Source organism: Terrabacter lapilli, from assembly GCF_039531305.1.
Lineage (GTDB): Bacteria > Actinomycetota > Actinomycetes > Actinomycetales > Dermatophilaceae > Terrabacter > Terrabacter lapilli.
Window position 1 is genome coordinate 45,244 of record NZ_BAAAPU010000008.1, and the last position, 9,796, is coordinate 55,039.

The window sequence follows — 9,796 nt, forward strand, 5'->3', positions numbered from 1 at the left end:
CGGCCGGGTCCAGCCCAGCCGAACCCCAGACAGCGCCCAGTGACCGTGCCTACCGTCGAAGGCGTGGTGAGTGCTCCTCCCAGGCGGGGACTGCACCGGATCGTGCCGCTCCTCGCCGCCTTCGTGGTGGCTGCCGTCGTGCTCGGCGTGCTGGGCGCCGGCCTCTCCGTGCCGTCGGTGATCGCCGTGGGCCGGCTGACGGCCGTGGGGGACGACACGTTCATGTCGCTGCCGAGCACCTTCACGGTGCAGCAGCTGCAGCAGGGCTCACAGATCCTGGCCGCCGACGGCTCGGTCATCGCCACGCCGCAGGACCAGGACCGTCGTGTCGTCCCGCTGAGCCGGGTCGCGCCGGTCATGCGAGAGGCGCAGGTCGCCATCGAGGACAGCCGCTTCTACACCCACGGCGCGATCGACCTGACCGGCCTGACCCGGGCGGTGATCGACGACGTGCGCACCGGGACGGCGAGCGAGGGCGCCTCGACGCTGACGCAGCAGTTCGTCAAGCTGACGCTGCAGGACCAGGCCCTGCGCGAGGGCAGGAACGCCGCGGCCGACGCCGCAGTCGCCAAGACCCTCCCACGCAAGCTGACCGAGCTGCGGTACGCCGCGGGGCTCGAGCGCACGTGGAGCAAGGACCAGATCCTAGAGGGCTACCTCAACCTCGCCTACTACGGCGACGGAGCCTACGGCGTGGAGGCCGCCGCCCTGCACTACTTCGGCGTGCACGCCAGCGAGCTCACCCTGCCCGAGGCGGCGACCCTCGCGGGCCTCGTGCAGAGCCCGAGCACCACCGACCCGGTCCGCCACCCCGAGGAGGCGCTCGCCCGGCGCGACGTCGTGCTCGGACGCATGCACGAGCTGGGTCTCGTCACCACCGCCGCGTGGCGGGCGGCCCTGCGCAGGCCACTCACGGCCGACCTGCACGTCACCTATGCACCCGCCACGTGCGCGTCCTCGCGCTACCCCTACTTCTGCTCCTTCGTGATCGGCTGGCTCGAGCAGCAGCCCGAGCTCGGTCCCACCCGTCAGGCCCGGCACGACCTGCTCTTCCGCGGCGGCCTCACGGTCCACACGACCCTCGACCCGTCCGTCGAGAAGGACGCCAACGACGCGCTGCGCGCCGTCGCGCCGACGAACAACGCGCTGGGAGTCGCGGCAGCGGCCTACGTGACCCAGCCCGGCACCGGCAACGTGCTCGCGATCGGCCAGGACACGGCATACGGCACCTCGGCGAGCTCGGGGCAGACGGAGGTCGACTACTCGGTCGACACCGCCTACGGCGGGTCGCGCGGGTTCCAGTTCGGCTCGACGGCCAAGGCGTTCTCGCTCGTCACCGCGATGGAGCAGGGGCTCGGCACGAACGCGTCCGTCGACGCCCCCGCGGCGGGCCCCCACCAGGCGGCGACCTTCAGCCGCAGCCAGTTCCCCCAGCCGTGCGGCCTCTACAGCAGCTGGAAGGTCTACAACGACGAGGCCTGGGGCGGCGGGACCATGCCCCTGATGACCGCCACGGCCAAGTCGACCAACACCGCCTTCGTGGCGCTCGCGATCAGGATCGGGGTCTGCGCGATCCACCAGACGATGACGGCGTTCGGCATGCACGACGCGAGCGGCGCTCCCATCGGCACCTACCCGCCGCAGGTCGTCCTCGGCGCGCAGCAGGTGTCCCCGCAGACGCTCGCGAACGCGTATGCCGCGATCGCCGCGGGGGGCGTGCTGTGCCGCACCCGGCCCGTCACGAGCATCACGCAGGGCGGCACGGTGCTCTTCGCGCCGCCCCCGTCGTGCGCACGGGTCGCCGACGCCGGCGCCGTGAGCCAGGCGACGCAGTACCTGATGTACAACATGACCCACGGCTCCGGCATCCTCAACCAGCTCGCCGGCCGGCCGTCGGCGGGCAAGACCGGCACCGCCGACGGCAACGCGCAGTCGTGGTTCGTCGGCTACACCCCGCAGCTGGCGACCGCGGTGTGGGTCGGCAACCCGGTGGACCAGACGCGGCGGATGTTCGACGTCTCGATGGCCGGCAAGAGCTGCACCGCGATGACCGGCGCCTGCTTCGCTGCGCCGATCTGGCGTCGGATCATGGATGCCGCCCTCGCCGGCCAGCCGGCCCTGCCCATGCCGTGACCCGCTGACGGCTCCCGCTGGTCAGGTGGACGTGTCGGGCCGGTCTGTCGCTGACGACCTCACAGGGGCCGTTCTTGAGCGAGGATCAGGTCATGGGCGCTTCACACCACGACGAGACCGAGCGCAAGTACGACATCGACGCGGCGACGGTCTTCCCGAACCTCGCCGAGGCGGAAGGCGTCGACGCCGTCGGCCAGCCCGTCGAGCACCGCCTGGAGGCCGTCTACTTCGACACGTCCGGCCTCGACCTCGCCCGCCGGGGAGTGACCCTGCGGCGTCGGACCGGCGGCGCTGACGAGGGGTGGCACCTCAAGCTCCCGGCCCACGGGGACACCCGAACGGAGCTGCACGAGCCGCTCGGCGATGAGCGCGAGGTCCCGGAAAGCCTTGGCACGAGAGTCCGCTCGGTCACGCGAGGCCGGACCCTCGAGCCCGTCGCCACCGTGCGGACGAACCGGCGCGAGTACCCGCTCCACGACCCGGCCGGCTCGGTCCTGGCGCTTGCCACGGACGACAGCGTGCAGGCCCAGCGCCTGGGCGACGACCGCGAGGAGCTGGTGTGGCGCGAGTGGGAGGTCGAGCTCGTCGACGGCTCCACGGAGCTGCTCGATGCCGTCGAGCGACGGCTGCTGGACGCCGGCGCCACAACGGCTGCCGTCCGCTCGAAGCTCGCGCGCGTCCTGGGCGAACCGGCGGCCGTGACGTCGCCGCTCGAGTCCACGGACGCCGACGACCTGACCGTCCGGCAGCTGCTGAGCGCACAGCTGGGGCAGCACCTGGAGCGCCTGCTGGACCAGGATGCCGGGGTTCGGGCCGGGCGCCGGGAGGCCGTGCACCGCGTGCGCATCGCCGCGCGGCGGCTGCGCTCGGCGCTGACGACCTTCAGGCCGCTGCTGGACACGACGGTGACGGACCCGGTGCGTGAGGAGCTGCGCTGGCTGGGGGAGGAGTTCGCACAGGCCCGTGACGCCCAGGTCCTGCGCGAGCACCTGCACGAGGTGCTCGCCGCCGAGCCGGCGGAGCTCGTGGTGGGATCGGTGCAGACGCGCCTCGACGAGGAGCTCGGCGCCGCCTACGCCAGTGGCCGCGAGGCGGCCGAGCGCGCCCTGGACAGCGACCGCTACGTCCGGCTGCTCGACTGCCTGGAGGAGCTGGTCGCCTCCCCGCCGCTCGTCGCCGACGACGACCGCGTGGCCGCCGACGTCATGCCCGGCCTGCTTGCGCGGGACGTGAAGCGTCTCCGTCGCGCCGTCGAGGCCGTCGAGGCCGCCGTCGACGGGGCAGATCGCGACGTCGCGTTCCACGAGGCCCGCAAGAAGGCCAAGCGGCTGAGGTATGCCGCCGAGTCGGCCGTGCCGGTGCTGCGCAAGCGCGCCCGGTCGCTCGCCTCCGACACCAAGAAGGTGCAGGAGACCCTCGGGATCCACCAGGACACCGTCGTCGCGCGGGAGCGGCTGCGCGAGCTGGGCATGCAGGCCCACCTCGCCGGGGAGAACGCCTTCACCTTCGGACGCCTGCACGCCTTGGAGCAAGCGCGGGCCGACCGGGCCGAGGCCGACTTCGCCGCGCTCTGGAGGAAGTTCGCCAAGAAGCAGGTGCGTCGCTGGGAGCGGTAGCAGGGCGCCGCCACGGCGAGGCCCGTGCGGCATATCCGGGACGGCGCGCGGGCATGCCGCCGGCGCGCCGTCGGTCACTCGGGGCGGCCGTACCACGCCTCGAGGTGAACGGCCTCCGCGACGTGGCGCAGCGACTCGAGCGTCTCGGGCGCCAGGGGCACGTCGGTGTCGGTCACGACGTAGCCGTGCTCACCCCGCGTGGCGAGCGACTGGCCGACGATGTTGGCCCCCGCCGACGCGAGCGTGTTGTTGATGGCGGCCAGCACGCCGGGGACGTTGCGGTGCAGCAGAGCCATCCGGAAGCCGCCCTCGGGGGGCGCCGGCGCCACGTCGGGGAGGTTGACCGACAGGGCCGTCGCCCCCGTCGCGATGTATGCCGTCAGCTTCGTCGCGACGAACGTGCCGATCTCCTCCTGGGCCTCCTCGGTCGACCCGCCGACGTGCGGCGTGAGGATGACGTTGTCCAGGCCGCGCAGCGGCGACTCGAAGAGGTCGCCCTGCGCCTTGGGCTCGACGGGGAAGACGTCGATCGCGGCACCCGAGAGGTGGCCGCTGAGGATGTGCTCGCGCAGGGCCAGGTCGTCGACCACCATGCCGCGCGAGGCGTTGATGAACACCGAGCCGCGCTTCATCCGGGCGAACTGCTCGGGACCGAAGAGGCCGGCGTTCCCGGGGCGCCCGTCGACGTGGAGGCTGACGACGTCGGACTCCTCGAGCAGCTCCTCGAGCGAGCCCATGCGGCGGGCGTTGCCGTGCGCCAGGCGGTCTGCGGTGTCGTAGAAGACGACGCGCATGCCGATGGCCTCGGCGACGTTGGACAGCTGGGTGCCGATGTTGCCGTAGCCGACGATGCCGAGGGTCCGGCCGCGGGTCTCGTAGCTGCCCTTGGCGGACTTGTCCCAGACCCCGTCGTGCATGCGTTGCGTCTTCTCCGGGAGCCGCCGGGCCAGGGCGAGGATCTCGCCGATGACGAGCTCGACGACGCTGCGCGTGTTGGAGAACGGGGCGTTGAAGACGGCGATGCCACGGTCGGTCGCGTGGCCGAGGTCGACCTGGTTCGTGCCGATGCAGAAGCAGCCGATGGCGCGCAGGTGGGCAGCCGCGTCGAGGACCGCGCGGGTGACCTTGGTGTTGGACCGGATCCCGAGCACGGAGACTCCGGCCAGCGCCTCGATGAGATCCGCCTCGCCCAGCGACCCGGGCCGGACCTCGACGTCGAAGCCGTGACGGCGGAACGCCTCCGCTGCGACGGGGTGGACGTTCTCCAGCAGGAGTACCTTCACGTTTTGTCTCCTCAGGGTCCTCGCCTGCTGCGGGAGGCCCGTGCTCGTTGGTTGCGATCGGTTGCTGGTCGGGTGCTGGTCGGGTGTTGGTCGGTCGCCGGCTGGGTGCTGCTCGGTTCAGGCCGGTCCCAAGGGTGCCCCAGACGGCGGCGCGGGCGCTCGCCCGTGCAGTGTGTGAGACGGCAGGGCGGCCTCCGGGGGAGCGGCGAGGACGGTCAGGGCTCGGCGGAAGACGGGGTGGTCGCGGGGCGCCCGGCCAGGCTCCGGGCCAGCAGGCGGCCGGTGTGCTCGAGGTGCTGACGCATGGCCTGCTCCGCTGCGTCGCCGTCGCGCCGCAGGATCGCGGTGATGATCGGCTCGTGCTCATCGCGGATCTCGGCCAGGGTGCGCCCGGCCGTCGTCGTGGGCGGTCCGAGCAGGGCGGTCGTGGCGCGCAGCCGCTCGATGATCGTGGCGGCGCGCTGGTTGCCCCCGGCGCGCAGCAGCGAGTCGTGGACGGCGTGGTCGGCCACCCAGAACCTCGCCTCGTCGTCCGTCGCCGCGCGCATCGCCTCGAAGGCGTCGCGGACCTCCGCGCGCTGGTCGTCGGTGGCGTGCTCCGCAGCGCGTCGGGCCGCGATCGGCTCGAGGGCGAGGCGGATGTCGAAGATCTCCTCGATGTCGTGCGCCAGCGGGGTGAGCACCCGGAACCCTCGGTTGCGGTCGATCCGGACCAGCCCCGCCTCGGCCAGGCGCAGGAGGGCCTCGCGCACCGGGCTGCGCGAGACGCCGAGGAGGTCCGCCAGCTGGTAGACGGAGTAGGTCTCGTCGGGGAGGAGCTCTCCCGCGGTGATGCCCGACCGGACGGCGCCCACGACGGCTTCCGCCAGTGAGGGTGCGCCGTCGGGGAGCGCGAGCTGGACCATGAGTAACATGTTACGCATGGTGGACGTGGCTGATGTGGTGGGGGCGCTGGAACGCGCCGGGCTCGAGGTGCGCGCCGACGCCGGCACCCGCGGCATGTACTCGTCCGACGCCTCCCTCTACCGCATCCCCCCGCTCGCGGTCGTCCGCCCGCGCCACGTCGACGAGGTGGCGGCCACCCTGGCCGTGGCCCGCGAGACCGGCATCCCGGTCACCTCGCGCGGAGCCGGCACGTCGGTGGCCGGCAACGCGGTCGGGCGGGGCGTGGTCCTCGACTTCTCCCGGCACCTGGGCCGCGTCCTCTCGGTCGACCCCGAGACGCGTACGGCCGTGGTGGAGCCGGGCACCGTCCACGCGGTGCTGCAGAAGGCGGCCGCGCCACACGGCATACGCTTCGGCCCCGACCCGTCCACGCACCCGCGCTGCACGATCGGCGGGATGATCGGCAACAACGCGTGCGGGTCGCGCTCGCTCGCGTACGGCCGCACCTCCGACAACGTCGCCGGGCTCGAGCTGCTGACGGCGGCCGGCCAGACCCTCACCACCGGCTACGACGAGGGAGGTGTGCCGTTCGCCCGCGGTGCCGACGACGTGGTCTCCGGGGTGCGTGCCGTGATGTCGCGGCACCTGTCGACGGCGCGCACCGAGTTCGACCGGTTCGGCCGCCAGGTCTCCGGCTACGCAGCGCACCACCTGCTGCCGGAGCGCTTCGACCTGACCCAGGCGCTCGTCGGCTCGGAGGGGACGCTCGGGGTCATCACGCAGGCCACCGTGAAGCTCGTCGTCGACGCTCCCGTGCGGGTCGTCGTCGTGCTCGGCTTCCCCGACATCGTCACCGCAGGGCGCGCCGCGCCGGCCGTCGTCGCGCACGGCCCGACGTCGTGCGAGGGCCTCGACTCGCGGCTCATCGACGTGCTGCGCGCCCGCCGCGGACCCGACGCCATCCCGCCCCTGCCGCGTGGGCGGGCCTGGCTGTTCGTGGAGTTCGCCGGCGAGGAGCTCGCCGAGGTCGCGGCCCGTGCCCTGCGGCTGGCGGGGGAGGGACTCGCCGACGACGCCGAGGTCGTCGAGGACCCCGTCGTGCAGGCACGACTGTGGCGCATCCGTGAGGACGGCGCCGGCCTCGCCGGTCGCGCGCCGTCGGGCAAGCCGGCGTGGCCCGGGTGGGAGGACGCTGCGGTGCCGCCGGACCGTCTGGGGGAGTACCTCGCCGCGTTCGACGAGCTCGTCGGCTCCTACGGGATGACGTCGGCTCCGTTCGGCCACTTCGGCGACGGGTGCATGCACGTGCGGCTCGACCTGCCGCTCGACCAGCCGGACGGCACGAGGGTCATGCGCGAGTTCCTCACCGAGTCCGCCCGGCTGGTGGGCGGGTTCGGTGGGTCACTGTCCGGGGAGCACGGCGACGGACGGGCCCGCTCCGAGCTGCTGCCGCACATGTACTCCGCAGACGCGATCTCGCTCTTCGGCGGGATCAAGCACGCCTTCGACCCGGGCAACCTGCTCAACCCCGGCGTGCTCGTCGACCCCGACCCGGTCGACGCGGACGTGCGACCGGCCGGCCGCTTCCCGGTCCGCAACCTGGCGATGGCCTACCCCCACGACCACGGCGACCTGGCCCAGGCCGTGCACCGCTGCACCGGGGTCGGCAAGTGCCGGGCCGACAACTCCGCGGCCGGCGGCGTCATGTGCCCGTCGTACCTCGCCACCCGCGAGGAGAAGGACTCCACCCGCGGCCGCGCCCGTGTCCTGCAGGAGGTCGTCCGGGGCGAGCTGGCCTGGTCGCACCCCTCGGTCCACGACTCCCTCGACCTGTGCCTCTCGTGCAAGGGCTGCGCCTCGGACTGCCCCACAGGCATCGACATGGCCACCTACAAGTCGGAGGTGCTGCACCAGACCTACCGGCGCCGCCTTCGGCCGCGCTCGCACTACACGCTCGGCAGGCTGCCGATGTGGGCACGGCTCGCCGGCCGCATGCCCAAGGTCGCCAACCGCGCGCTGGCGCTGCCCCTCGTCGGACCGGCGGCGCTCTGGCTGGCCGGCGTGGACGGGCGCCGCTCCATCCCGGCCTTCCCGGACCGGCCCTTCAGGCGCACCTTCACCCCGCGCCGCTCCGACCTGAAACCCGTTGTCCTCTTTGCCGACTCGTTCTCCGACTCCTTCTCCCCGGAGGTCGCCGAGGCGACCGTGCGCGTGCTGCGTGACGCGGGATACGAGCCACGCCTGCCGAGCGGCTCGGTGTGCTGCGGGCTCACCTGGATCACCACCGGGCAGCTCGACTCCGCGAAGACCATCCTGCGCCGAACCGTCGCGGCGCTGGCCCCCGATGCGCGCGCCGGGGTGCCGATCGTCGGCATCGAGCCGTCCTGCACTGCGGTGCTGCGCTCGGACGTCCACGAGCTGCTGCCCGGCGACGAGGACGCGGTCGCGGTGTCGTCCCAGGTCCGCACGCTCGCGGAGCTGCTCGCCGAGACGCCCGGCTGGACGCCGCCCGACCTCAGCGGGACCGAGATCATCGCCCAGCCGCACTGCCACCACCACGCCGTCCTCGGCTGGAAGGCGGACGCGGACCTGCTGGCCGACACGGGCGCGCGCGTCACAAGGCTGGCGGGGTGCTGCGGGCTCGCCGGCAACTTCGGCGTCGAGATCGGCCACCACGACGTGTCGCTCGCGGTCGCCGACCAGAACCTGCTGCCCGCGATCGACGCCGCCCCGGAGGCCGTCGTGCTCGCCGACGGCTTCTCCTGCCGCACCCAGATCGCCGACCTGCGCGACCGGCGCGGGCTGCACCTCGCCCAGCTGCTCGACGGGGCCCGGGAGGCCGACAGGGGCTGACGCCCCCGAGGCGGACGCCGCGGTGCGGAAAATGCAGGACCGGGTGCCGGTGGCCCGGTCTACGGTTTGCCCGTGCCCGATCCCGTCGTCCCCAGCCCCACCGACATCGCCCCTGACACCGCCCCTGACACCGCCCCTGACATCGTCGCCGCGCCGGCCACCGTCGCGCAGGGTGGGACCGCGACGCAGCGTCGGGCGCTGCCGTGGCAGGTCAAGTTCGGCGCGCTGGCACTGATCTGGGGCTCGAGCTTCCTGCTCATGAAGTACGCGCTGCGCTGGTTCGCCCCGATCCAGATCGCCACGGGCCGCATCCTCCTCGGCGCCGTCACGGTAACGCTGCTGCTGCACCTCGTCGGCGGCCGCCTGCCCCGGTCGCGACGGGTGTGGGCGCACCTGCTCGTCGTGGGCCTGCTCCTGGCCTCCCTGCCGTTCACGCTGTTCCCGCTCGGCGAGGAGCGAGTCGCCTCCGCGCTGGCGGGCATCGGCAACGCCACGACGCCGATGGTGACGGTGCTGGCCACCGCGGCGCTGCTGCCGGCGGAGCGGCTGCCGGGCCGCAAGGTCGTCGCGGTCGGCGTCGGTTTCCTCGGCGTGCTCGTCATCGCGCAGCCGTGGCAGGCAGCCGGACGACCGGACCTGCTGGGCTTCGCCTTCACCCTCGTTGCCGGCGCCTCCTACGGCATCGGCTGGACCTGGGTACGCAAGCATCTCGCCAGGGAGGACCTCGGCGGGCTGCAGCTGCCCGCGGCCCTGCTCCTCGTCGCCTCCGCGCAGATGCTCGTCGTCCTCCTCACCTGGTGGGTCCTGCACCGCAGCACCTTCGCGGCGCCGTGGTCGGCGGTCGCCGGTGGCACGGGTGGCTGGGCGCAGCCGGTGCTCTCCCTCCTGACGCTCGGCGTCCTGGGCACCGGCGTCGCCTACCTGCTGCAGTTCGATGTGGTGCGCGCGGTGGGCCAGCAGGTCGGCTCCCTCGTGACCTACGTGATCCCGGTCGTGTCGGTGATCCTGGGCTACCTCCTGCTGGGT

5 protein-coding genes and 1 pseudogene are annotated in these 9,796 nt (G+C 73.3%); 4 read left to right on the plus strand and 2 right to left on the minus strand.

The features are described 5' to 3' along the window. The first annotated feature begins 63 nt into the window (after positions 1 to 63). Together ABD241_RS13915 and ABD241_RS13920 are read left to right on the plus strand one after the other, a co-directional pair. Complete coding sequence (locus ABD241_RS13915) at positions 64 to 2,133, plus strand: transglycosylase domain-containing protein (protein WP_344063701.1); 2,070 nt, start codon at positions 64 to 66, stop codon at positions 2,131 to 2,133. A 92-nt stretch (positions 2,134 to 2,225) separates the two neighbouring features. Then, entirely contained in the window at positions 2,226 to 3,749 is a 1,524-nt protein-coding gene (locus ABD241_RS13920; RefSeq protein WP_344063704.1) for a CYTH and CHAD domain-containing protein, read from the plus strand. A gap of 74 nt (positions 3,750 to 3,823) precedes the next feature. Here ABD241_RS13920 and serA read toward each other — a convergent pair. Both serA and ABD241_RS13930 read right to left on the minus strand, forming a co-directional pair. Next, positions 3,824 to 5,098 (minus strand): annotated as a pseudogene (gene serA, locus ABD241_RS13925) (phosphoglycerate dehydrogenase); the annotation flags it as partial. 149 nt (positions 5,099 to 5,247) lie between these two features. Then, complete coding sequence (locus ABD241_RS13930; protein WP_344063707.1) at positions 5,248 to 5,946, minus strand: GntR family transcriptional regulator; 699 nt, start codon at positions 5,944 to 5,946, stop codon at positions 5,248 to 5,250. On the opposite strand from ABD241_RS13930, the gene ABD241_RS13935 reads away from it, so the two are divergent. Further along, a complete protein-coding gene (locus tag ABD241_RS13935; RefSeq protein ID WP_344063710.1) occupies positions 5,945 to 8,770 on the plus strand; it encodes an FAD-binding and (Fe-S)-binding domain-containing protein in 2,826 nt (941 codons plus the stop codon). The two genes, ABD241_RS13930 and ABD241_RS13935, sit on opposite strands and share 2 nt — an antisense overlap. Positions 8,771 to 8,842: 72 nt before the next feature. Beyond that, positions 8,843 to 9,796 (plus strand): DMT family transporter (locus ABD241_RS13940; RefSeq protein WP_344063713.1); only part of this gene is annotated, 954 nt, incomplete at its 3' end.